Genomic DNA, 23,018 nt, shown 5'->3' with positions numbered 1-23,018 from the left:
TACAACGCTATCGCGAGCAAGCCCGCTCCCACAGGTACCGCGTCAGGCAAATTCCTCGCGCAGCATCGCCACAAACGCCTCACGCGCAGGGTGCACCCCGGCGTTTTCGTGCCAGTAAAACAGGTTGTCGACGGCGGTCAGTTCGGGGAACTCAAACCCCGCGCACCCCGCACCTTTGGCGTATTGATCGAAGATGCCTTTGGGCACCAGCGCCACGCCAGCCCCGGCGCTGACGCAACCGACAATCGCGCCATAACTGGCCAGGCTGACAATCGGCAGTGCCTGCCCCTGTCGCAACAGCCAATGCTCCAGCGCCGCCCGGTACGGACAGCCCTGGGGCCACATGAATACGGTCTGGTCCTGCAAATCGCTGATGCCCCGCAGCGGCCCCAGGGAGGTCGAGGCGATCAGCAGCAGATCTTCGCGGTACATCGGCGTGCGCTTGAGGTGCGAACGCTCGACATCCACCGCGACGATGGCGCCGTCGAGCTTGTGATTGAGCGTGTCATCGAGCAACTGGCCCCAGGAGCCGGTGGTCAGCTCCAGCGCCACCTGTGGGAAACGCTTGTGGAATTTCGCCAGCAGACGTGGCAAACGCCCGGTGGCCGACGACTCTATGGCCCCGATGCGCAAGGGTCCGGAGGGCTCGGCCGACGGGTCGACCGCGCGCTTGGCCTCGGCGGTGAGGGCGAGGATTTTCGAGGCGTAGGCCAGGAAGGTCTGCCCCGACGGGCTGATGCGCAGACCGCGACCCTCACGCAGAAACAGCGCCACTCCCAACTCTGCTTCCAGCGACTTGATCCGTGCCGTGATATTCGACGGCACGCAATGCAGCAACTCGGCGGCCCGGGCAATGCTGCCGACGTCGGCCACGGTCTTGAACATGCGAATCTGTGCCAGTTCCATACATCACCCACAGTGAACGGTTAGCGCAGTATAAGTCAGTTGTGGCGAACGATCATGGTTCTGATACTCAGTGCACCTCCTATCGGTGCCCAACCATGAATCCACTCACGCCCTCCCCTTTGAAAATCATCCTGGCCATGGCGTTTGTCGTGGCGTGCTGGGGCTATTCTCCGACCGGCATTCATATCGGCCTGCAGGCCTACGACCCCGTGCATCTGGCGCTCCTGCGCTTCTTGCTGGCTTCCGTGTTCATGGCCGTGGTCGCGATATTCAAAGGCATTCGCCTGCCAAGCCTTCGAGACTTACCGCTGATGTTCGGCCTGGGTTTCTTTGCCGTGAGCCTGCACCACGTGGCGATCAACTTCGGGCAGCAAGGCGTCAGCGCTGGCGCTTCGAGCGTCCTGGCCCAGACCACGCCGCTGTTCAGCACATTGATCGCGCGCTTCGTGTTCAAGGATCAGGTGAGCCTGTGGCGCTGGGGTTGTGTGCTGCTCGGGCTGCTTGGCGTGGTGATTGTGGTGGCGGGCGACCATGGCCTGGGCAGCATTGACGCCCACGGCTTGCTTATCCTGCTCGCGGCAGTGTCATGGAGTCTCTACTTTGCCCTGCAAAAGCATCACACCGGGCGTTACGACGGGCTGACGCTGGTGTGTTACACCGTGTGGTCCGGGACCGTGCTGTTGATGGTTTACTTGCCCGGCCTGGTGGATCAAGTCGCCCTTGCGCCGCCGCACGTGCAATTTGCGGTGATCGCCTTGGGGATATTCCCCAGTGCCCTGGCCTACCTGGCCTGGGCCTATGTGCTGGCGCATGTCGATTTGAGCCGGGCGACCATGACGCTGTATTTGACGCCGCCGACGGCGATGGTCATTGCCTCCTATGCGCTTGGCGAGCGACCGACGCTGATGATCGTGGTTGGCGGGTTGGTGGTGTTGGTGAGTGTGCTGGCGTTGAATCTGGAGCGGCGGGCTGAGGTTGCTCAGATTGTTCGGGTCTGATCTGCCTTGTGTGTTGGCCTATCCGACCTGATCGCGAGCAAGCTCGCTCCCACAGGTATTGAGTCGTGCTCGAGTGCTGCGGCAAAAATAAAATCCTGTGGGAGCGTGGCTTGCCCGCGATGAACGATGACGCGGTTTCACTGACCATCAACTGGGCGAAAACCGGTCACGACTGTTGCTCAGGTGCAGCCACATCGCCGCCCGCGCCGCGTCCGGGTCCTGGCGCCTGATGGCATTGAGAATCGCCTCATGCTCGAGGTTGGCCAGCTCGCCGAGTTTGCTCAAGTCCACTGCGCCACGCTCGGCCGCATTGACCCGGGTGCGCGGGATCATGGCACTGCCCAGGTGCTGCATGATCTCGGTGAAGCACAGGTTACCGGTGGCTTCGGCGATCAGCAGATGAAATCGCCGGTCGGCTTCGACACAGCTGTCGTTGTTGGCCAGCAGGCGTTGATAGTCATCCAGCGCTTCACGCATCTGCGCCAGTTGCTGATCGCTGCGGCGCATTGCCGCCAATGCGGCCGCCTGGGTTTCCAGGCCCATGCGCAACTCCAGAATGCTGCGGACCCCCAGCGCGGTATCGACATTGAGCCGTAACCCCTGCTCCGGTGCGCGCTCGATCACGAACGTGCCGATGCCATGCCGGGTTTCCACCAGCCCCGAGGCCTGCAACTTCGAGATTGCCTCACGCACCACCGTGCGACTGACCCCATGTTCCTGAACGATGGTGTTTTCCGACGGCAGCTTGTCACCGGGCAACAGCTGGCCGAGCAGGATGCGCTGGGTCAGTTTTTCGACCAGGTCATGGGCCAGGTTGTGGCTGCGCTTGCGGGCGGGAGCTTCGAGGTCTTCGTGCATGAGGGTGTCCGGAAATCTGGGCTATCGAATCGTAGCACCGCGCCTGCCGGGAATCTTGAAAAACCTCACGCAACTTGTATGACAACACTCATCACAACGCCCCTGTAGAGCCATTTCAAAGGCCAGAGATCACCGTATAAAGAATAGTAAGACCCAGACACAGCGCCATTTTGTTGGAAAAACACAGTTGCACGATGAAAAAATGTAGTTGTATGATGTCTATCAACAACGCAGTACCCAGCCTTACCCCGCATAAAAATAACGAGTGGGAGAAAACGCAGTGAATACATCCATCTCCGGGAAGCAGGACGACGCCAATTCAGTGCTGAAGTCCGCCATCGCCAAAGTCAAACGTCACGTCTTGCCGCTGTTCGTCATCATGTTCATCGTCAATTACATAGATCGCGTGAACATCGGCTTCGTCCGCGCCCACATGGAACATGACCTGGGCATTGGCGCTGCCGCCTATGGCCTCGGTGCCGGGCTGTTCTTCATCGGTTATGCGCTGTTCGAAGTGCCCTCCAACATCCTCCTGCAAAAAGTCGGCGCGCGGATCTGGCTGACACGGATCATGCTGACCTGGGGCCTGGTCGCCGCAGGCATGGCATTCATCCAGAACGAAACCCACTTCTACATCCTTCGATTTCTGCTGGGCGTGGCCGAAGCCGGTTTCTTTCCCGGGGTGATCTACTACTTCACGCGCTGGTTGCCCGGCGTGGAGCGCGGCAAGGCGATTGCCATTTTCCTCAGTGGCTCGGCGTTCGCGTCGCTGATCTCAGGCCCCCTGTCCGGTTTGCTCCTGCAAATCGAAGGGCTGGGCCTGCACGGTTGGCAGTGGATGTACTTCATCGAGGGCATGTTTTCGGTGGGGTTGTGCGTGTTCGTCTGGTTCTGGCTGGACTCCAGACCCCACGATGCCAAATGGCTGAGCCGCGAAGAGCAGGACGCGCTGGTCAAGGCCATCGACGACGAACAACTGGCCCGGGAAGCGGCGACCCCCATCAAGCCGTCGCTGGGCAAACTGCTCAAGGATCGCCAGATCATCCTGTTCTGCCTGATCTACTTCTTTATCCAGCTGACCATTTATGCCGCGACCTTCTGGCTGCCCAGCATCATCAAGAAAATGGGCGACCTGAGCGATGTCCAGGTCGGACTGTTCAACTCGATTCCGTGGTTGCTGTCGATTGTCGGCATGTACGCCTTCGCTTCGCTGTCGGCCAAATGGAAACACCAGCAAGCCTGGGTTGCCGCCGCCCTSCTGATTGCGGCCGCCGGGATGTTCATGTCCACCACCGGCGGGCCGGTCTTCGCCTTCGTCGCCATCTGCTTTGCAGCACTGGGCTTCAAATCAGCCTCGTCACTGTTCTGGCCGATACCCCAGGCCTATCTGGATGCGCGCATTGCTGCTGGTGTCATCGCGCTGATCAACTCGGTGGGCAACCTCGGCGGCTTCGTCGCGCCGACCACCTTCGGCCTGCTGGAAGAACGCACCGGTTCCATTCAGGGCGGCCTGTACGGCCTGGCCGCGACCTCGATCATCGCCGCCATCATCGTGTTTGCCGCTCGCAACACACCGAAATCCGCACCTGCCGTGGCGCAGGGCAAACCTGCACCCAACCACGCCTGAATTCTGCTTTTTAAGGATTGGAAAATGAACGCACAAGACACCGCAAAAGCCCCGGTCATCACCAGCATGCAAGTGGTTCCGGTCGCCGGCCACGATGGCATGTTGCTCAACCTGAGTGGTGCCCACGGCCCGTTCTTCACCCGCAATATCGTGATTCTCAAGGACAACGCCGGCCACACCGGCGTCGGCGAAGTGCCGGGTGGCGAGCGCATTCGCCAGACCCTCGAAGACGCACGCAGCCTGGTGGTTGGCAGCCCGATTGGCACCTGGCAGAAGATCCTTAATCAAGTACGCCAGACCTTCGCCGACCGCGATGCCGGTGGCCGTGGTTTGCAGACCTTCGACCTGCGCATCACCATCCACGCGGTCACCGGCCTGGAAGCTGCGCTGCTCGATTTGCTTGGTCAGCATCTGGACGTGCCGGTGGCCGCCTTGCTCGGTGAAGGCCAGCAGCGCGACGAAGTGAAGATGCTCGGTTACCTGTTTTACGTGGGTGATCGCCAGCAAACCGACCTCGCCTACCGCAGCGAACCGGACGCCGACAACGACTGGTTCCGCGTACGGCACGAGAAAGCCATGACCGCCGACGCGGTGGTCCGTCTGGCGGTCGCGGCCCATGCCCGTTACGGTTTCAAGGATTTCAAGCTCAAGGGCGGCGTGCTCAGTGGCGACGCCGAAATCGAAGCGGTGACTGCGCTGGCCGAACGCTTCCCCGACGCACGCATTACCCTGGACCCGAACGGTGCATGGTCACTGAAAGAGGCCACCCGCCTGTGCCGCGATCAGCACCGCGTGCTGGCCTATGCCGAAGACCCGTGCGGGGCAGAAAACGGTTACTCGGGACGTGAAGTCATGGCTGAGTTCCGCCGGGCCACGGGCCTCAAGACCGCAACCAACATGATCGCCACCGACTGGCGGGAAATGGGCCACGCGATCCAGTTGCAGTCGGTCGACATTCCTCTGGCCGATCCGCACTTCTGGACTATGCAGGGTTCGGTGCGCGTGGCGCAGATGTGCCACGAATGGGGCCTGACCTGGGGTTCGCACTCCAACAACCACTTCGACATCTCCCTGGCGATGTTCACCCATGTCGCGGCGGCCGCGCCGGGCGAGATCACGGCGATCGACACCCACTGGATCTGGCAGGACGGCCAGCGCCTGACCAAGGCCCCGCTGCAAATCGTCGACGGCTGCGTGCAGGTGCCGCAGAAGCCGGGGCTGGGGGTGGAGCTGGACATGGATCAACTGGCAAAGGCCCACGAGTTGTACAAAGGCATGGGCCTGGGGGCGCGGGATGACAGCGTGGCGATGCAGTTCCTGATTCCCGGCTGGAAGTTCGACAACAAGCGGCCTTGCCTGGTGCGTTGAATCGCCAAGTGCGTTGAATCAATGGTTGCGCGTGGCCGCCTGATGGCGACCGATTTTAAAAAGCGCTCGGAGCATGACGCTCCAGCCCCTAAAATGACGCGCAACTGAATCAACGACGGATGAAACCAACATGGACAGGCTGAGAACCATCGCCGCTTGCATGGCGATATTTGCCGCGGGCCAGTGCGTGGCACAGGATCAAATCGAGACGGTGGTGAACGCCGCTGTACAACCGGTGATGCAGGCCGAGGGTATCCACGGCATGGCCGTAGCAGTCACCGTCAACGGCCAGGCGCATTATTTCAACTATGGCGTCGCCTCGACAGAAACCGGCAACCCTGTCACGCAAGACACCCTGTTCGAGATCGGCTCCGTCAGCAAAACTTTCACCGCCACCCTCGCCGCTTACGCCCTGGCCACGGGCAAGCTGTCACTATCGGACAAGGCCAGTCATGTCCTGCCAGCCTTGCGCGGCAGTGCATTCGATCACATCAGCGTGCTGCAACTGGGTACCTACAGCGCTGGCGGCCTACCCCTGCAATTCCCTGCTGAATCTGATTCGGCCGACAAAATGCTCGGCTACTACAAACAATGGAAACCGCTCTACGCCCCCGGCAGCCACCGACTGTATTCGAACCCCAGCCTGGGCTTGTTCGGCTACCTTGCCGCCCAAAGCATGGGCCAGCCGTTTGATGACCTGATGGAGAAAACCCTGCTGCCGAAACTGGGCCTCAAGCACACCTACGTGCATGTGCCGCAGGACCAGATGGCGCTGTACGCCCAGGGCTACAACAAGAACGACAAGCCGGTACGGGTCAGTCCGGGGGCGCTGGATTCCGAGGCGTACGGGGTGAAAACCAGCGCCGCTGACTTGCTGGCCTACGTCGGCGCAAACATGAAGCCGGCGTTTCTGGAAAAGCCGTTGCAGCAAGCCATCGCCTTGACTCATAGCGCCTACTACACCGTTGGCGACATGACCCAGGGCCTCGGTTGGGAAATGTATCGCTACCCGATCACACTGGATCGCTTGCTGGACGGCAACTCCACGCCGATGGCCATGGAGGCGCACAAAGTCCAGTGGCTGAACCCGCCGCAAGCGCAGCCGCAGAACGTACTGGTCAACAAAACAGGTTCAACCGGTGGCTTTGGCGCTTACGTGGCGTACGTGCCATCGAAGGGCATCGGCATTGTGATGCTGGCCAACAAGAATTATCCCAATGCAGAGCGGGTCAGGATCGCCCATCGAATATTGAGTGCCCTTCCCCAATAGTTCCTGATCCGTCTGTGGGAACGAGCTTGCTCGCGATAGCGGTATGACATTCAACATTGATATCAACTGTTACGACGCCATCGCGAGCAAGCTCGCTCCCACAGGTCTTCTGCTCCCCACCTGAAATTCCGACTCAATCATCCGGCATTTCAGGCGGTTTGGCGGGCTTGGCCAGTTTGCTGTTTTTTCCAGCCTTGGCACCTTTGGCACCTTTGACAGCCGGCTCGGCTTCAGCGACGGGAGCGGCCACCGTCGCCGTAAATTCTTTCTCGGCCGCCGGCAACTGATCGACGGCGCTGAAAATCTCGTCCAGCTTGATGGCGTCCGATTGTTCAAGTTTCTTTTCGCCGTCCTTGCCGACCAGAATCACCTTGGTCTTGGCGCCGGCGCCCAGCTTGAGCGAGCGGATCAGCGCCGCCGTGTCTTGTGGCCCGAGGTCTTTGCCGTCGCGCTGGCCCATCAGATTGAGCACGGTGTAGAGCACCATGTTGCGGTCGGTGAACCCCTTGCGATTGGCCGGCTCATCCAGCGACTTTTTCAGGCTGACCCAGATTGGATCAACGGTGCTTGGAGCGATGACAATCAGTGGCCGGACTCTGCCCTTATCTATGTCCAGCGGTGAGCCGTCATCGGCGGCGAACAAGGGGCCGGCGATAGCCAGCAAGGTTGCCAGGGTCAGTGACCTGATCAGCATGCGCATCTCCTTTTGATATCCACGCTCTAATGATTGCGCATCGCGGCGATCGTTCCGGGTGACGTACCGCAATTGTGTTTCGCCTTGCCCCAAGCTTAGGTCAGGGCGGTCATTGCGCAACAGGCTGGGCTAATCTGAAGACTCAAGACAACCCGCATGATCCGCCGTGAGGACTTGCCTATGAGCGCTCAGTTGAACCACACCATCGTCTGGTGCCGGGACAAGCAGGTTTCGGCGAACTTCCTGGCCGGACTGCTCGGCCTGCCTGCCCCCGAGCCCTTCGGGCCGATGCTGGTCGTCAGGTTTGATAACGGCGTGTCACTGGATTTCTACGACAACGATCCGCCGATAGCGTCCCAGCACTATGCGTTTTTGATTGGCGACGAGGATTTCGATGCAGCCTTCGCACGCCTGCAAGCCAACGGTCAGCCGTGGTGGGCGGATCCGGGCAAGCAGCGGCCAAGGGAAATCAATGATTACGCGGGAGGACGGCGGGTGTATTTCGATGACCCGGACGGGCATCTGCTGGAAATATTCACCCGCGAATAACGCATTGGACTGGCAGTGGTCAGAGTAGGATAAGATGCCTGCAAATCAGGCTCGCTGTGAGTAGCCCCGCATGACAGATAACAGTCGGAACACCACCCGTCTGATCAAGAAGTACCCGAATCGCCGTCTGTATGACACGCACACCAGCAGTCATTTGACCCTTGCGGATATACGCCAATTGGTCGTCGATAAAATCCCGTTCGAGGTGGTCGACGCCAAGACTGGCGAGGATCTGACCCGAAGTATTTTGCTGCAGGTCATTCTGGAAGCCGAAAGTGGTGGTGAGCCGATATTCTCCAGCGAGATGCTCATGGGGATTATCCAGTTCTACGGTCCCTACCAGAGCGTCCTCGGCAGCTACCTGGATAAAAGCATCCAGACGGTCATCGACATCCAGTCCCAGACCGGCGCTCAGTCCTCTGAAGCCTGGAGCAAATTCATGCACCAGCAAGCACCGGTCATGCAGGATTTGATGCGCCAGTATGTCGACCAGTCAAAAGACCTCTACCTGAACACTCAGAACCTCTTCGGCCTGTTCGGCGGCATGCCACCAGGCAAGCCAGGTGCCGGTGGCGGGCCGAAAAAAAATGGCGATGGGGAGTAAACCCATCGCCATCAGTGTAACCGCTCTAATGTGACTTACTTGTTACCGCTTGTAGCCTTGGCACCAGGAGCGCTTTTGCCGGCTGCGGCGGTCGCCGCGTCAAAACCGCTCTGGGCAACGTCAGCAGCCTGTTTTACGGCGTTCTGTGCGCTCTCAAAAACGGTACCGGCATTCGCCAGCGACGACTTGAACGCGGCCACAACAGGCTCGGAGCCAGCCGGTGCATTCTTGCTGATCACTTCAACGAACTCTTGCACCTGCTGGGTGCCCGCCTCGACCTGACGCGAGGTCAGTTTGGCGATTTCCGATTGAGTGCCGACAATCAATGCTTGCACTTGGCGATTGAACTCAGCCAGGCGTTCGGCTTGCACATTTGGCTGGATGAAAGAAGTCTGGAGCTCAGCAAGCCCTTGTAGATCACGGACTGCCAGCAGCTTGCGAAAGCCGTCGAACTGCTCCTCGGTGGAGGCCTGCAATGTCTTGAACTGCAATTGGCTGAACTGTTCAACACTGGAGAAGATTTTGCCGCTGATTTGCTGCAGGAGGTCGAGGTTGGCTTTCTGAGCGTCTTGCAATTTTTCCGAGTTGAAAAAAGACATGCTTGAATCTCCTGATTCTGAAAAGCCGACATGGGCCTGAGGACGCGATAGCGATCCTGCCGGTCATCGCGTTAGCCTTAATATTGCAGCGCACAAATCCGTTTAGCAATGATTTTTTGTGCGGTGCACAAAAATATTTCTTCTCCTGCCTCTATTCGCTATAGACTCCAGACATCGAACAGCCAGCCAAGCCCTCTTTACTAAAGAGGCGCAGGCAGTTGCTTCTCATGCATAACGCCAGGAGATCACCATGGGCCAGGAAGATATTATTGCATCGCAATATGAAACACCCTCCTCTCAACGTGGCCTGTTCGAACACCTGAGTCATCTGCAGCACCTCAATACCCTGAACGTCCTAGATGCTTTGCGCCAGCGCCAGGAAAAAACCCTCGCGCCCCTGAAGCGGGGTCAACTCAGACAACCCACGCCCACTGACTGGCAGGCATACTTCACCGACCTCGGCCAACGCAGCCTGCTGTTCTGGGACACCCTGCGCCAGCGCGGCGACAATACGCTGGCCCATGAACGCGCCGGGTATCCTCTGCTGCTCAAGTTCGCTCATGAAACCCTGATCGCCGGCTCCGATCTCCCACGCCCGGTCAACTATTCACTGTTGCGAATCCTCCCCGGACCAGAGCAAAGAATCGACAGCAACGGCCAGCCGGTGATCATCATTGACCCACGCGGCGGCCACGGCTCCGGAATCGGCGGCTTCAAACAGGATTCGGTATTAGGTGAAAGCCTCAGAGCCGGCCACCCCACCTATTTCATCTCTTTCAGTCACTCGCCACAGCCTGGACAAACCCTGGCCGATATCGTCGAAGCCCAGGCCCGGTTCATCGAAGTCGTCAGCGCCCTTCACCCGACCAACAGCGAACCGATCATCATCGGTAACTGCCAGGCGGGCTGGGCGTTGATGGGACTGGCTGCAACACGACCGGAACTGCCGGGATTGATCATTATCAATGGTGCCCCCTTGTCATACTGGGCCGGTGTCAACGGACGCAATCCGATGCGCTATACCGGAGGCCTGCTGGGTGGCGGCTGGATGGCTCGCTTGGGCAGCGACTTGGGCAATGGCCGCTTTGACGGTACCTGGCTGGTCAGCAATTTCGAAAACCTGGACCCGGCCAACACCTATTGGGCTAAGTACTACCAGTTGTTCAGCCAGGTCGACAGCGAGGCTACGCGCTTCCTCGACTTCGAACGCTGGTGGGGCAGCCCGACCCTGCTCAATGGCGAAGAGATTGAGATGATTGTCGATGACCTTTTCATCGGCAACCAATTGTCCGGCGGCCTCGGCCGCAAGAGCAGTGGCATTGACCTGAAACGGATCGAAGTACCGGTGGTGGTGTTCTGTTCCTACGGAGACAACATCACCCCTCCCCAGCAGGCATTGAACTGGATCGCCGATGTTTATCCCAGCGATCTCGCTTTGCATGACGCAGGTCGTACCATCGTCTACCTGCGGCACGCCAGCATCGGCCATTTAGGTATTTTTGTTTCCGGCAAAGTGGCGCGGCGCGAACACCGCGGGATGCTCGGCGCGGTCGAAACCATCAAGGCGCTGCCGGCGGGACTGTATGAAATGCTGATTGACGATCTGCCAACCTCCTCGGGTAGCGATGACATGCAATACCGAGTGCGTTTCGAATCAAGGCGAATCGCCGATATCCATGATGACTTCGAGCCGGCCCGTGATGACGATCGCGAATTCTCTGTGGTGGAGCGCGCCTCTGAAATCAACAGCGCGGTTTACGACGGGTTCATACGTCCGTGGCTGCGTCAGATCGTCAACGAGCCAATTGCCGAACTGTTGCGCAGGGCGCACCCTTTCCATCAGCAGCAAGTGCTATGGAGCAGCCTGAATCCGGCGCTATGGTGGTTAGCCAAGACCGCCTCCCAAGTCAGCAGTGATCGTCGTCCCGCACGCAAAGACAACCCGTTGCTGGCCTGGCAGGAGCTGTTCTCCAACCAGATGCAAGACGCCCTGAATGCTTATCGCGATGTGCGTGACGCCACTCAGGAGCTGTGTTTTTACGGTATTTACGGCGCACTGAGTACCCTCACCAACAACAAGCCTGCGCGAAATCTCCAGGCTCATGCTGACCAACAGGACCAGGCCCTGATCGAACGCCTGCAGGATGCGCTGCCCCATGGCGGCCCCCTGGAAGCATTGGTGCGGATTCTGTTTTTGCTGGGCCGCGACAGCGACAAGGCGGGCAAGGAAAGCATCGAGAAGCTGATCCAGCAGGTGCACCTGCTGGTCCAGGACTACAGCAATGAGCCCACCGCCCTGCGCGAAGCCATCCGATTGCAGAACCTGCTGGTTTTCGCCCACCCGCAAGAAAGCTTGCGCAGCCTGCCCTTGTTGCTACCTGAGGCAAAGGAACGCCAACAGGTCCTGACAGCCGTTGGGCAATTGATGCCTGAACTGCTGGCGACCGTTGGAGCTGAAGGCGAATTCTGGCGTGAGCTGCACGCGTTGCTCGAAGTCCCCCTGCCGGGCTTCAGCCTGACCCAACCACCCAATGAAACAGTTGTCATCCCGCAGGAGACCCCTTCGCAGCCATCTGCGTCGCCGCAGATCACACCACTGCCCGCTCCTGCCATCGTAGTTAAAGCCCCGAAGCGCAAAGCGAGCAAAGGGACAACAGGCCCCAAGCCTCAATGACAATTCACAAGGGATTAGCGGTGTATTCGTTCGGCGTAGACGTTGGCGATGCCTGCGACCTTATGATCTCTGGACAGACCGATGAGGTTCATGGATCGGACCCGCGCGACTTTTTCGACCACAGGCGACAACTCGTCGGCTCGATACTGGCCGGGGGTCATACCGAACCAACGGATGCATGCCTTATGGAAGCTGCTGTGATCATGGAAGCCGAGCAGGCAAGTCACATGCTTCATGTTGAAATGAGAATGGCGCAAATAGAAGTCAGCCATCTGCCGGCGCACATCGTTCAGGACGTCCTTGAATTGCGTGCCATCCTTCTCAAGGCCTCGTTGAAGCGTTCGCTTGCTGATATTCAGTGCTGCCGCAATCGATTCCATATCACATTGCCCTTGGCCTTGCCCTTGGCTCAAGCGCTCGGTAATCAGCGCGCGAATCCTGCCAACGATAGAGTAACCGGACAACAGGTCCAATTGAGCCTCGGCAAAACTGTCATGGAGTGTGGCCAACGCCTCGTTGGCCATTCTCAACGGACTCAGAAGCTCCTGGCCATCGAACAGGATGCTGTCATATGCCGCCCCGAAACTCAGCGGACAGCCAAAAAGCCGCTGATGCTCCGACGTGTCTTCAGGTTCGGGATAAGTGAACTCCACACTCAACGGTTGCGGTGACTTGCCACCTGCCAGCCAATGGCAGAAACCCAGCAGCGAAGCCAAGGCTGCATCCGTGTATTGCCGGGGTTTGACCGAGCCATGCTGCTGATGATCGAGACTGGCCAATCGGTAATGCTGCTGATCCCTGACAAGGAAAAGGCTGAATCCGGTACCGATCAACGGGCTGAAACGAACCAGACGTTCAAGCGCTCTTTTCAGATTCGAACTGGACATCATCGTGTAGCCCACGATCTGAAAACTACTGGGATGGAATTCCCCGTAGGCTTTCAAACCGATATTCAGATCATCCGAAGCCTGAGCAGCCAGGTCCCAAAGACGAAATATAACGCTTCGCTCGCAGAATGCTCCTGGTCTACCTACGAACCCGACATCCAGTCCCGCTTCCTGGCACAGACCGGCAAGGTCCAGTCCTTGGGCCAAAAACGTATTCGCCAGCATGCTGGCATAACCTGAACTCATTCTATACATGGCGTCCTCAATGACCAATGGAACCGAACGTCCTGTCCGGAGCCGATACTGACATGCGCTGAACATATTTCAACAGTGTTTCAGTAATATTAACTATCCATTGAGTTTTAAGAGTTGATCCCAGTATGGGTGCTCCTCATTTTTTTGCCAGCAGGCCAAAACACCCGCGTGGCACCGATGGACAGGAGAACGTCACCTTCAAACACTTCCGCACGGCCCGTCGATATCGAACAATCTTCTCTCCTGCAGCGCAAAAAAAATGGAGTTGATGTATGGATTCGCGTAGTCGCATTGCTTTGGTAACGGGTGGTATGGGCGGTATCGGTACGGCAATCAGCCAACGTCTATACAAGGAAGGATTCAAGGTAATCGTCGGCTGCAGCTCTGATTCCAGCCGCAAGAACGACTGGCGTGCCAGCCAACTGGAGGCGGGTTATGAGTTCGAGTTCATCTATGGTGACGTCACCGATTGGGAGTCAACCCGCAAGGCTTTCGAGATGGCTCGTGAACAATTCGGCCCGATCGATGTGCTGGTCAACAACGCCGGCATCACCCGCGATGCCTCTTTTCGCAAGCTCACCCCGGAAGACTGGAACAGCGTGATCGGGACCAACCTGACGGGTTTGTTCAACACCACCAAGCAGGTCATTGAAGGCATGTTGTCCAAAGGCTGGGGGCGGATCATCAATATCTCCTCGATCAACGGTCAGCGTGGCCAGTTCGGCCAGACCAACTACTCCGCCGCAAAGGCTGGCATCCATGGTTTCACCATGGCACTGGCCCGGGAAGTCTCCGGCAAGGGCGTGACCGTCAATACCGTATCCCCAGGCTACATCCAGACCTCCATGACCGCGGCAATTCGCCCGGACATTCTCGAAGGCATGATCGCTGCTACTCCTGTCGGTCGCCTTGGCCAACCAGAGGAGATCGCCTCAATCGTGGCCTGGCTGGCTTCCGATGAGTCTGCCTACAGCACCGGTGCCGATTTCTCGGTAAACGGCGGCATGAACATGCAATAACCCCGATCAGGGCAGGAATGTCCTGGTTTGCTCGACGAATTTTGTCTTTTCGATGAGGTCACGCATGAACGAAGTCGTAATCGTTGCCGCTACTCGTACCGCCATTGGCAGTTTCCAGGGTGCTTTGTCTGCAATTCCCGCGACCGAACTGGGTGCCGCAGTGATTCGCCGCTTGCTGGAGCAGACGGGTATCGATGCTGCTCAAATTGATGAAGTGATCCTCGGCCAGGTACTCACCGCCGGCGCTGGGCAAAACCCGGCACGCCAGACAGCGATCAAGGCCGGTTTGCCACACACCACGCCTGCCCTGACCTTGAACAAGGTCTGCGGCTCCGGTCTCAAGGCGGTCCATCTCGCCGTCCAGGCAATCCGTTGCGGCGACGCGGAACTGGTAATCGCTGGCGGTCAGGAAAATATGAGTCTGACCCCCTATGTTCTGCCCAAGGCACGCACCGGCCTGCGTATGGGCCATGCGCAACTGCAAGACAGCATGATCCAGGATGGCCTGTGGGACGCCTTCAACGACTATCACATGGGTATCACCGCTGAGAATCTGGCGCAGAAGTACGAGATCTCTCGTGAAGCACAGGATACCTTCGCCGCCGCCTCGCAACAGAAGGCCGCCGCAGCCATTGAGGGCGGGCGTTTCCAGAGCGAAATCACCCCGATCCTGATTCCTCAGCGCAAGGGCGAACCGCTGGTCTTCGACACCGACGAACAGCCGCGTATCGACAGTACTGCGCAAGCCTTGGCAAAACTCAAACCGGCATTCCAGAAAGACGGCAGCGTGACTGCCGGCAACGCTTCGACCCTCAACGATGGTGCGGCCGTGCTGTTGCTGGCCAGCGCCGCTAAAGCACAAGCGCTTGGCCTTCCGGTACTGGCACGCATCAAAGCCTATGCCAGCGCCGGTGTGGACCCGTCGATCATGGGCATCGGCCCGGTCCCGGCTACACGCCTGACCCTGCAAAAGGCCGGCTGGAGCGTCGAGGACCTGGACCTGATCGAAGCCAATGAAGCCTTCGCCGCCCAGGCGCTGGCGGTTGGCAAAGAGATGGGTTGGGACACCAGCAAAGTCAACGTCAACGGCGGCGCGATCGCCCTTGGCCATCCGATCGGCGCATCGGGGGCACGGATTCTGGTGTCGCTGGTGCACGAACTGATCCGTCGCGACGGCAAGAAGGGGCTGGCCACTTTGTGCATCGGCGGCGGACAAGGCGTCGGCCTGGCTATCGAGCGCTAACCAACAGCATCTGAGTAGCCCATGCGCGGACTTGGGACCCTTGTTCCGCGCATCAGGTTGGCGTCAGACAACGCTGCCCGCATTCCTGCCGTCGCTACGCCGGAGTCCGGCAAAGCGCGGCTTTTTTTCTGCCCGGCTCATCTGTATGGGCAAGGAACTTTATGGACAACAACGCGCATACATTCAAAACCTATTGGTCAGGCCAGGTTCCGTTCATCGCTTCCTTTGCAGTGGAACAATTACGCCTATGGGTCAGCACCAATCCGTGGTTTTCCGGGCATGAGCACGGCGCCTGGTTCGAGTTACCTCGCGAAACCCTGGACAGCCTTCAAGCGGACTACCAGGTTCAATGGGGCCAACTCGGTCAAAAACTGCTGACCGGCCAATCCTTCAGCTTCGATGATCGACGCTTCTCCAGCAGCAACTGGAGCGAGCCACTGTTCGGCTCCCTCGCTGCGTTTTACCTGCTCAACGCAAGCTTTCTCCTGAAACTGCTCGACAAGCTGCTGATCAAAGAAAAAAAACCGCGCGAACGCCTGCGCTATCTGGTGGAGCAAGCCATTGCCGCCAGTGCGCCAAGCAATTTTCTGGTCAGCAACCCTGATGCGCTCCAGCGTGCGGTTGAGACTCAAGGTGCCAGCCTGCTCACAGGTATGCAGCATCTGGTCAGCGACATGAACGAAGGCAAAATGCGCCAGTGTGATAGCGGCGCCTTCAAGGTTGGCGTCGATCTGGCCAACACCCCCGGCGAAATCGTCTTTGAGAATCAGCTATTCCAGCTGATTCAGTACTACCCGCAAAGCGAAACCCAGTACCGACACCCGGTATTCGTCGTACCTCCGTCGATCAACAAGTACTACATCCTTGATCTGCGCCCGGACAACTCGATGGTCCGCCACCTGCTGGAACAGGGACATCCCGTATTCCTGATGTCCTGGCGCAACTTTGACGAGGAACACGCTGGCACCACCTGGGATGACCTGATTGAGCACGGGGTAATCGACGCCTTGCAGGTGACCCGCGATATCAGTGGCGAGCAGCGACTCAATTGCGTGGGCTTCTGCATCGGCGGTACCCTGCTGAGTACGGCGCTGGCAGTACTTGCTGCACGCGGCKACCGGGAGATCGCCAGCGTGAGCCTGTTCACCACGTTCCTTGATTACCTGGATACCGGTCCCATCGACATATTCGTCGACGAAGAACTGGTGGCCTATCGAGAGCGCACCATCGGCGGCATGAATGGTCCCATCGGTCTGTTTCGTGGCGAGGACATGGGCAATACCTTTTCCCTACTGCGCCCCAACGAACTGTGGTGGAACTACAACGTCGACAAATACCTCAAGGGGCAGAAGCCGATCCCGCTTGATCTGCTGTTCTGGAACAACGACAGCACCAACCTTCCGGGGCCGATGTACTGCTGGTATCTGCGCCACACCTATCTGCAGAACGATTTGAAATCAGGCGAACTGGAGTGCTGTGGGGTCAAGCTGGATTTACGTGCAATTGACGCTCCCGCTTACATCCTCGCCACCCATGACGATCACATCGTGCCCTGGAAAAGTGCCTACGCCAGCACCAACCTGCTCTCCGGAGCCAAGCGTTTTGTATTAGGAGCTTCAGGGCATATCGCCGGCGTCATCAATCCACCGGCCAAGCAGAAGCGCCATTACTGGACCAATAATCGGGTCACGAAAAACCCGGAGACCTGGTTCAAGAATGCTGAGCAGCAACCCGGTAGCTGGTGGAATGACTGGTTCAACTGGCTGGCGGGACACTCCGGCGAGCGCCAACCAGCGGTTCCGCACATAGGGAATGACAAATTCCCGCCTCTGGAGCCGGCGCCAGGCAGTTATGTAAAGCAATGAAAGACTGCTGTGGGCCAGAGCGCGACACTTTCCAGTACGTGACGCTCGACTTCCTGGATGACGGCAGCGTCGAGAACACAGCAGTTTGATTGCACAGACGAAGATCAAATCACGCAAACGTAAGCGCAAGGACGAGGTTGGTACGGAGGAAGACCAGCAATTTTGACTGTTGTTGTGGAAATGCCCTGCTGCATGACTGCATGCAGCAGGTCTTCTCATTTATTTGGGTACAAGGAGAGACGACCCATGAGCACCCCGTTCCGTATCAACGAAGCACTTTTGATTGCCGGTCACGCATTCAAACCTTTTCAATGCGTCGCTTGGGCTCCGCAAGACGGTAATGGCGAACTGAGCCTGACCATCATCGACCGGGCCAACACTCGTATTTGTCGCAAACAGATTCCAAGCAGTGCCTATTCCGACCCGGCGCAGCTGGAAAGCCTGCTGGAAGAGGTGCGCGCCGAGTTGAGCCAGGAGGGCTACAAGCTACAATCCTGGACAATGCCAGAGTAAGGATTCTCGCGAATCGCTACCTGTGATCCGCCTGATACTCCATTTTCAAGATGAAGATCACGATAATACAGAACTTGCCAAGCTACTGAGATCTGCACTCAGGGAGTTCGAGGTGACAAATAAAACGATAGTTCAAGAAAAAACCTGCATGCAATAATAATAAAAAGCCCTGAATATCAGGGCTTTATCACATAGTTCTTACATGTAAATCTGTAGTAGACGCTAGAACGCCAGTTTGTAACCGATCAACAACAGCATGGTCGCCAGGCAAGGGCGCAGCAGTTCGTCGGAGATGCGCCCGGTCAGGTGGCTGCCCAGGTAAATCCCCGGCAACGAACCCACCAGCAAGTAACCCAGGACGTGCCAGTCCATGTTGCCCATGCTGGCATGGCCAAGGCCCGCGACCAGGGTCAACGGCACGGCGTGGGCGATTTCAGTCCCCACCAGGCGGCGGGTCGGCAGCATCGGATAGAGAATGAACAGTGCCACGGTGCCCAGTGCACCGGCGCCGATGGACGTCAGCGCGACCATGGTGCCAAGGACCAGCCCGGTGATGACCGTCATCACATTCAAGCGCAATCCGCTGGGGTTGTAGTTGCCGCCCGCACGTTTGTGGGCGAAGTCGAGCAGGCGCTTCTTGAACAGGATCGCCAGTGCCGTGGCAAACAACACAAAACCGAGGGCCTGCTTGATGATCGCGTTCATCGCCTCGGGGGCGCTGTGCAGGGTGCTGAGAAACCATAGCGTCAACGCCACCGCAGGCACGCTGCCCAAGGTCAGCCAGCCGGTAATCGCCCAGTCGATGTTGTTGTTCTTGCGGTGAACCAGTACACCGCTGGATTTGGTGATGGCGGCGTACAGCAGATCGGTACCGACCGCCGTCGCCGGGTTGATGCCGAATCCAAGCAGGATCGGGGTCATGAGCGATCCGCCACCCACGCCAGTCATGCCGACGATAAAGCCGACGACCAGCCCGGCAACCACCAACCCGATGTTCACTAAATCCATGAATACTTCCACAAAGATCGCAGGGGAAATCTGGCCCGCAGCATAGCGATATTTCTTATAACCAGTTATATCGATGCGATCTATCTTTATGCCTGTAGGAGCGAGCTTGCTCGCGATGACTGCATGTCAGTCGACATCCATGTCAACTGATACACCGCTATCGCGAGCAAGCTCGCTCCCACAGGGTTCTCAATTGGATTCACTGCACCGGCAGGAAATTCAGGAACAAAAGGCTCTGGACATTGTTCAGGCCGATGTAACGATGCTGGGTGAGACTCAAGCCAACCCTTTGACCCGAAATTTGCGCTTGCCCAGTGAGGTTCAAGACGGTACCTACAATGTTCACCGAATACACACAGGAGATTTGCATGCGCGCATTAGAACTGGCAGGCGCTCAGGTGCCGGTCATTGGCCAAGGCACCTGGCAGATGGGCGAAGACCGCTCGCGACACACGCAAGAAGTCGCGGCACTGCGCCTGGGCATCGAACTGGGCATGACCCTGATCGACACCGCTGAAATGTATGCTGAAGGCGGCGCCGAGGAAGTGGTCCGCGATGCCATCGCCGGCCAGCGCGACAGCGTCTTCCTGGTCAGCAAGGTGTACCCGCACAATGCCAGCCGCCAGGGCATTCCCCAGGCTTGCGAGCGAAGCCTGCGCAGGCTTGGCACCGATTACATCGATCTGTATCTGCTGCATTGGCGCGGCCAGTATCCCCTGGAAGAAACCGTCGACGCCTTCGAGCGCCTGCGCGAAGCCGGCAAGATTGGCCGTTGGGGCGTGTCCAATTTCGACCTCGATGACTTGCTGGAACTGGATGCCCCGGCCTGCGCCACCAATCAGGTGCTCTACAACCTGGAACAACGCGGCATAGAATTTGATTTGCTGCCCTGGAGCCAACAACGGCGGTTGCCGGTCATGGCTTACTGCCCGATTGGCCAAGGCGGCAAAATGCTCGCCAATGCTACGCTCAAACTAGTAGCCAGCCGTCACGGCGTGACACCGGCACAGGTAGCACTGGCATGGATTCTGCGTCAGGACGCAGTGATTGCCATCCCCAAAGCGGTTCATCCCGAACATGTACGCCTCAACGCCCAGGCCGCCAGGTTGCAGCTTGAAGCAGAGGATCTGGAGGCGCTGGACCAAGCGTTTCACGCGCCACAACGCAAACAGCGGCTGGCCATGGTCTGAACCACCGCAGTCTGTCAGAGAGCTTCGCCATGAGAAGCACCGACCACCTGGACCCGTTCAATCTGCAACGCTTTCTCCAGGCTCAGGACCCGGTATTCGACCGGGTTCAAGACGAGCTGAGCAACGGACACAAGCGCAGTCACTGGATGTGGTTCGTTTTTCCGCAGTTTGCCGGGCTCGGCGACAGCGAGATGTCGCGCCGCTTTGCCATCCACTCGCGGGAGGAAGCCCAGGCCTACCTTGAGCACCCGTTGCTGGGCGCCCGGTTACGCAGCTGCACCCAGGAAGTGCTGAATATCCGGGAGCGCTCGGTGGCCGGGATTTTCGGTCATCCCGACGACCTGAAGTTTCATTCATCGATGACCCTGTTTGCCCAGGTCGCCGCTGCCGACAGTCTGTTCCAGCAAGCCTTGAACCAATACTTCCACGGCATCCTGGATGACTGGACCTTATCGCTGATGGACTCAAAACAGGCCCAGTTGCCCCCCAATCAGAGTTGAGAAGTCGTCGTCGACAAACGGCAGTATCGCGTCCGCCACCGGTTGCAGTTGCCGGGTGATGTAGTGGTCGTAATCGATGGGGGCGCTGCGCACTTCCAGCGGTTCAGGGCCGGCGACGGTGATCACGTAGCTGATCCAGCCGCCGTTCTGGTATTGCCGCGGGCGCCCCTGCCGGTCGTTGTACTCGTCGGCCAGGCGCGCCGCGCGCACATGGGGCGGTACGTTGCGCTGATAGTCATCGAGGGTGCGGCGCAGGCGTTTGCGGTAGATCAGCCGGTCATCGAATTCACCGGCCAGGGTCTTGCGGACATAGTCGCGCACATAATCCTGATAGGGCTTGCGCAGGAAGATCCGCGAATACAGCTCCTGCTGGAATTGACGGGCCAGCAGCGACCAATCGGTGCGCACGGTTTCCAGGCCTTTGTAGACCATTTCGTCGCTGCCATCGGCCCGGGTCACCAGTCCGGCGTAGCGCTTTTTACTGCCTTCTTCGGCACCGCGAATGGTCGGCATCAAAAAGCGCTTGTAGTGGGTTTCGAACTGCAACTCGAGAACGCTTTGCAAGCCGTATTCCTGCTGCACGTGCTCGCGCCACCACTGATTGACGTGCGCGACCAGTGCATGGCCGATCTGCGCCGCCTCCTGCTGGCCATGGGCACGACGCAGCCAGACGAACGTCGAGTCGGTGTCGCCATAAATCACCGCATGCCCCTGCGCTTCGATCAACTGGCGGGTACGCAGCATGATCTCGTGCCCGCGCAAGGTGATCGACGACGCCAGGCGTGTGTCGAAGAAGCGACAACCGCTGGAGCCGAGTACGCCGTAGAAGGCGTTCATGATGATTTTCAGCGCCTGGGACAGCGGTGCGTTGTGTTCGCGCTTGGCGGTTTCCCGGCCTTCGGCCACCCGGGCGACGATGGATGGCAGGCAATGCCGGGTGCGAGAAAAGCGCGCGCCACGAAAACCCGGCACCGACTCGCTGTCGTCCGGGTGCTTGAGCCCTTCAATCAGCCCCACGGGGTCGATCAGGAAGGTGCGGATGATCGACGGATAGAGGCTTTTGTAGTCCAGCACCAGCACCGCTTCGTACAGTCCCGGTTGCGAATCCATGACGAAACCGCCGGGACTGGCTTGCGGCGGCTTGCCACCGAGGTTCGGCGCAACGAAACCCTGACGGTGCATCAGCGGCATGTACAGGTGGGTGAATGCCGCCACCGAACCGCCCATGCGATCGGCCGGCAAACCGGTGACGCTGGCCCGTTCCAGCAGGAAGGTGAGCAACTCGGTCCTGGCGAAAATCCGCGTGACCAGTTCGCAGTCCTTGAGGTTGTATTTGGCCAGCGCCGGTTTGTCCTCGGCGAACATGCGATTGATTTCGTCCATGCGCTGGTACGGGTTGTCGATGGACTTGCCTTCGCCGAGCAAGGTTTGCGCGACGTTTTCCAGGCTGAACGAAGGGAAACTCCAGGTCGCCGAACGCAGGGACTCGATACCGTCGATGATCAAGCGGCCAGCCGCCGAGGCGAAGTAGTGGTTGCCGCTGCCGTGTTCGCGCCACTGCATTTCCTCGCCGCCACGCCCCAGTTTCAACGGCACCGCCAGGCGCCGGGCGTGTTCGTGAAGCACCCGCAAATCGAACTGCACGACGTTCCAGCCGATGATCGCGTCGGGGTCGAACCGGGCAAACCATTCGTTGAGCTTTTTCAGTAACAGGGCCCGCGAATCGCAGTACTCGAGCTGGAAATCCACCTGGCTATCGTCGCCATTGGGCGCGCCGAGCATGTACACCTGACGCTCGCCGCAACCTTCCAGGGCAATCGAATACAACTCGCCCTGGGCCGTGGTCTCGATGTCCAGAGACACCAGTTTCAAGCTTGGCCGATAGTCGGGATCGGGTTTCATCTGCGCATCGAGCAGCTGCCCCTCGGCATTCGGCGTACCACCGAAGCGCACTGGCGCGGTGATGAAGCGTTCCATCATGTAGCGTTCTGGCGGACGCACGTCGGCTTCGAACACCTCGACACCGGCCCTGCGCAACGCGGTTTCGAGGCGCATCAACTGGCCATGTTGCCGGCAGTAAAGACCGAGGACCGGGCGATGTTCGAAATCCCTCAGGGCCAGGGGCCTGAGCTCGACGTTTTTCTCGTCATGCAAAACGCTTTCGGCCGCCTGACGCTGGTCAGCAGGGATGAACGCCACCGAGGGCTGGAAAGGCAAGCGGATTCGCCGGGGACCGCTGTCAGTCGCCAGCCAGAACTCGACTTCCGTACCGGCCGGGGTGTCGCGCCAATGCCGGGTCAGGACGAAGCCCTGCTGTAGATCCACCGCTGCAAACCTCGAAACTGATTCAGAGGGTGATTCTACCCGTCATCCGTCGCGATAGCGCGTTTG

The 23,018-nt window shown here is 58.8% G+C and carries 20 protein-coding genes; 13 read left to right on the top strand and 7 right to left on the bottom strand.

Annotated elements, in window-relative coordinates; genetic code table 11:
* Window positions 1–42: 42 nt before the first annotated feature.
* Window positions 43–906 carry a LysR family transcriptional regulator gene (locus AB4Z35_RS24560; RefSeq protein ID WP_442099925.1) on the bottom strand — a complete coding sequence of 288 codons (864 nt, stop codon included), beginning with the start codon at window positions 904–906 and terminating at the stop codon, window positions 43–45.
* 95 nt (window positions 907–1,001) lie between these two features.
* On the opposite strand from AB4Z35_RS24560, the gene AB4Z35_RS24555 reads away from it, so the two are divergent.
* Entirely contained in the window at window positions 1,002–1,904 is a 903-nt protein-coding gene (locus AB4Z35_RS24555) for a DMT family transporter (RefSeq protein WP_442099924.1), read from the top strand.
* A 147-nt stretch (window positions 1,905–2,051) separates the two neighbouring features.
* Here the strand turns inward: AB4Z35_RS24555 and AB4Z35_RS24550 are convergent, their stop codons facing one another.
* On the bottom strand, window positions 2,052–2,762 hold the full coding sequence (locus tag AB4Z35_RS24550) for a FadR/GntR family transcriptional regulator (RefSeq protein WP_442099923.1): 711 nt from the start codon (window positions 2,760–2,762) through the stop codon (window positions 2,052–2,054).
* 280 nt (window positions 2,763–3,042) lie between these two features.
* Here AB4Z35_RS24550 and AB4Z35_RS24545 point away from each other — a divergent pair, with 280 nt between their 5' ends.
* The 3 genes from AB4Z35_RS24545 (at window position 3,043) to ampC (ending at window position 7,027) form a co-directional block, all read left to right on the top strand.
* Window positions 3,043–4,389 carry an MFS transporter gene (locus tag AB4Z35_RS24545; RefSeq protein ID WP_442099922.1) on the top strand — a complete coding sequence of 449 codons (1,347 nt, stop codon included), beginning with the start codon at window positions 3,043–3,045 and terminating at the stop codon, window positions 4,387–4,389.
* A gap of 24 nt (window positions 4,390–4,413) precedes the next feature.
* Entirely contained in the window at window positions 4,414–5,757 is a 1,344-nt protein-coding gene (gudD, locus tag AB4Z35_RS24540) for a glucarate dehydratase (RefSeq protein WP_442099921.1), read from the top strand.
* Between the two features lie 160 nt (window positions 5,758–5,917).
* The gene (gene ampC, locus AB4Z35_RS24535; protein WP_442099932.1) at window positions 5,918–7,027 is read left to right on the top strand and encodes a class C beta-lactamase; all 1,110 of its coding nucleotides are present in this window, start codon (window positions 5,918–5,920) and stop codon (window positions 7,025–7,027) included.
* A 133-nt stretch (window positions 7,028–7,160) separates the two neighbouring features.
* Here the strand turns inward: ampC and AB4Z35_RS24530 are convergent, their stop codons facing one another.
* Window positions 7,161–7,721 (bottom strand): DUF4174 domain-containing protein, encoded by a 561-nt coding sequence (locus tag AB4Z35_RS24530; protein ID WP_442099920.1) that lies wholly within the window; start codon window positions 7,719–7,721, stop codon window positions 7,161–7,163.
* Window positions 7,722–7,901: 180 nt separating this feature from the next.
* On the opposite strand from AB4Z35_RS24530, the gene AB4Z35_RS24525 reads away from it, so the two are divergent.
* Together AB4Z35_RS24525 and phaR are read left to right on the top strand one after the other, a co-directional pair.
* Window positions 7,902–8,270 (top strand): VOC family protein, encoded by a 369-nt coding sequence (locus AB4Z35_RS24525; protein WP_007988019.1) that lies wholly within the window; start codon window positions 7,902–7,904, stop codon window positions 8,268–8,270.
* A gap of 70 nt (window positions 8,271–8,340) precedes the next feature.
* Window positions 8,341–8,874 (top strand): polyhydroxyalkanoate synthesis repressor PhaR, encoded by a 534-nt coding sequence (phaR, locus tag AB4Z35_RS24520; RefSeq protein WP_108230268.1) that lies wholly within the window; start codon window positions 8,341–8,343, stop codon window positions 8,872–8,874.
* A 35-nt stretch (window positions 8,875–8,909) separates the two neighbouring features.
* Here phaR and phaP read toward each other — a convergent pair whose 3' ends face one another.
* Window positions 8,910–9,473 carry a TIGR01841 family phasin gene (phaP, locus tag AB4Z35_RS24515; RefSeq protein ID WP_442099919.1) on the bottom strand — a complete coding sequence of 188 codons (564 nt, stop codon included), beginning with the start codon at window positions 9,471–9,473 and terminating at the stop codon, window positions 8,910–8,912.
* A gap of 250 nt (window positions 9,474–9,723) precedes the next feature.
* On the opposite strand from phaP, the gene AB4Z35_RS24510 reads away from it, so the two are divergent.
* Window positions 9,724–12,147, top strand: a complete 2,424-nt coding sequence (locus AB4Z35_RS24510; RefSeq protein ID WP_442099918.1) for a DUF3141 domain-containing protein — start codon at window positions 9,724–9,726, stop codon at window positions 12,145–12,147.
* Window positions 12,148–12,161: 14 nt separating this feature from the next.
* Here the strand turns inward: AB4Z35_RS24510 and AB4Z35_RS24505 are convergent, their stop codons facing one another.
* Window positions 12,162–13,289: an AraC family transcriptional regulator gene (locus tag AB4Z35_RS24505; protein ID WP_442099917.1), complete on the bottom strand. Its 1,128-nt coding sequence runs from the start codon at window positions 13,287–13,289 to the stop codon at window positions 12,162–12,164.
* Between the two features lie 272 nt (window positions 13,290–13,561).
* Between AB4Z35_RS24505 and phbB the strand changes: the two genes are divergently transcribed.
* From phbB to AB4Z35_RS24485, 4 genes are all read left to right on the top strand, one after another.
* On the top strand, window positions 13,562–14,308 hold the full coding sequence (phbB, locus tag AB4Z35_RS24500; RefSeq protein WP_442099915.1) for an acetoacetyl-CoA reductase: 747 nt from the start codon (window positions 13,562–13,564) through the stop codon (window positions 14,306–14,308).
* A 64-nt stretch (window positions 14,309–14,372) separates the two neighbouring features.
* Window positions 14,373–15,551, top strand: a complete 1,179-nt coding sequence (locus AB4Z35_RS24495) for an acetyl-CoA C-acetyltransferase (RefSeq protein ID WP_442099914.1) — start codon at window positions 14,373–14,375, stop codon at window positions 15,549–15,551.
* 161 nt (window positions 15,552–15,712) lie between these two features.
* Entirely contained in the window at window positions 15,713–17,416 is a 1,704-nt protein-coding gene (gene phaC / locus AB4Z35_RS24490; protein WP_442099912.1) for a class I poly(R)-hydroxyalkanoic acid synthase, read from the top strand.
* 246 nt (window positions 17,417–17,662) lie between these two features.
* The gene (locus AB4Z35_RS24485) at window positions 17,663–17,929 is read left to right on the top strand and encodes a hypothetical protein (protein ID WP_414910308.1); all 267 of its coding nucleotides are present in this window, start codon (window positions 17,663–17,665) and stop codon (window positions 17,927–17,929) included.
* Window positions 17,930–18,151: 222 nt separating this feature from the next.
* On the opposite strand, the gene AB4Z35_RS24480 is transcribed toward AB4Z35_RS24485, so the two are convergent.
* Window positions 18,152–18,937, bottom strand: coding sequence for a sulfite exporter TauE/SafE family protein (locus tag AB4Z35_RS24480; RefSeq protein ID WP_007988000.1), 786 nt, complete (start codon window positions 18,935–18,937; stop codon window positions 18,152–18,154).
* Between the two features lie 368 nt (window positions 18,938–19,305).
* Between AB4Z35_RS24480 and AB4Z35_RS24475 the strand changes: the two genes are divergently transcribed.
* Window positions 19,306–20,127 (top strand): aldo/keto reductase, encoded by an 822-nt coding sequence (locus AB4Z35_RS24475; protein WP_008004123.1) that lies wholly within the window; start codon window positions 19,306–19,308, stop codon window positions 20,125–20,127.
* 29 nt (window positions 20,128–20,156) lie between these two features.
* Entirely contained in the window at window positions 20,157–20,627 is a 471-nt protein-coding gene (locus AB4Z35_RS24470) for a DUF1810 domain-containing protein (RefSeq protein WP_008004122.1), read from the top strand.
* Here AB4Z35_RS24470 and AB4Z35_RS24465 read toward each other — a convergent pair.
* On the bottom strand, window positions 20,592–22,952 hold the full coding sequence (locus AB4Z35_RS24465) for a DNA polymerase II (RefSeq protein WP_442099909.1): 2,361 nt from the start codon (window positions 22,950–22,952) through the stop codon (window positions 20,592–20,594). The genes AB4Z35_RS24470 and AB4Z35_RS24465 overlap by 36 nt on opposite strands.
* Window positions 22,953–23,018: the final 66 nt, after the last annotated feature.

The sequence above is a fragment of the Pseudomonas sp. KB_15 genome, assembly GCF_052114525.1.
In the GTDB taxonomy this organism is placed as follows: domain Bacteria; phylum Pseudomonadota; class Gammaproteobacteria; order Pseudomonadales; family Pseudomonadaceae; genus Aquipseudomonas.
The sequence above is the reverse complement of the archived record's forward strand: the minus strand, read 5'-3'. Positions and strand labels throughout refer to the sequence as shown.